Source organism: Marinifilum sp. JC120, from assembly GCA_004923195.1.
In the GTDB taxonomy this organism is placed as follows: Bacteria; Desulfobacterota; Desulfovibrionia; order Desulfovibrionales; family Desulfovibrionaceae; genus Maridesulfovibrio.
Window position 1 is genome coordinate 1 of the sequence record RDSB01000073.1, and the last position, 1,204, is coordinate 1,204.

Genomic DNA, 1,204 nt, shown 5'->3' on the forward strand with positions numbered 1-1,204 from the left:
ATGGCCGCGCAATGGGAATGATCCGTAATGGTCAGGTATTCCTCTTTGCAACCGATCAGTTAGGGAGTGTTTTTACTGTTGCCGATCCATCAGGAAATAGCGTACAGGAAGTCCTATATGATTCTTTCGGCAGAAGGATACAGAACAGTAATCCCGAACATGATCTGGCCCTCGGTTTCTGTGGTGGGCTTTATGACTCCGATACCGGACTGATCCACTTCGGCTACCGTGAGTATGATCCGGTCATCGGCAGGTTTATTTCGCCTGATCCGCTGGGGTATGATGGCGGGGATGTTGATGTGTATGGTTACTGTCTGGATGATCCGATTAACTTTACCGACCGGGACGGGTTGCAGAGCAGCAGTGAAGAGAGTGGCAATGAGGACTCTGGCTCTGGCGGGAACAACACTGCATCCGAGAGCACTGAAAGTAAGTCATCAAGTTCCGGTAGCTCGGCTAGATCAGAGCTAGGTGGCTATGCTGGTTATACCGGATATTCTGGGCCAAGTTTTAGTGAATATTGTGGGACAGATTTTAGCATAGGAGATCTCGGGACGAATTTTAGCTCAGGAAATGGCGGAGCAGGCAACAAACAATTCGCTATTTGATCAACAGAGCAAGAAAGCGACAGCACAGCTAAATCAATCAGGCGCGCAAAAAAGTATTGAACTGACAAATAGCACTAAGGCTCTGAATGATAAGCGAGAACATCTTAAAGCAGAAGAACAAGCAAAACAGGAATACAGAGCCGGTCAGATTGAAAAGCGTAACAATCAACGGCAGCATATGGCTTCAAATGCCACTGGAGAAGAGACCCCCGGCCTATTCGATTCCGTTACGAATGTTGCCAATGGCGTAGTTGAAGCTTTCACAGAAGGGTGGGACGCACTGGATGTAGCGACCACAAAAGGAGGTAAGGCCACAGTTAAAGCTGCCAAAAAAGCAGGTAAAGCTTTTGCTGACAATCCAGAGATTTATGGGACCACAGCAGCCGCAATAGTAATGCCTGCAATAGTAGCAACAACTGTACTTGGAGGGAAGGAAGTTTTAGGTGTAGTGAAGTGCCCTATAGATGACGGACAGTCTTCGAGAGGTTAAGGTCAGCTCATGGAGAGACAGTCATGAGTAACCGAGAGTATTCAGAAGAATTTAGGAAGTCTGCCGTCAAGCTCGTCACCGATCTAGGCTATTCATATAACGAAGC

The 1,204-nt window shown here is 47.5% G+C and carries 2 protein-coding genes; both read left to right on the forward strand.

What is annotated here, in order from left to right; genetic code table 11:
* Positions 1–608, forward strand: a 608-nt coding sequence (locus D0S45_20405; protein ID TIH08829.1) for an RHS repeat-associated core domain-containing protein, incomplete at its 5' end; no start/stop codon positions are given.
* On the forward strand, positions 574–1,098 hold the full coding sequence (locus D0S45_20410) for a hypothetical protein (protein ID TIH08830.1): 525 nt from the start codon (positions 574–576) through the stop codon (positions 1,096–1,098). The genes D0S45_20405 and D0S45_20410, both read left to right, overlap by 35 nt.
* The last annotated feature ends 106 nt before the right edge of the window (positions 1,099–1,204 follow it).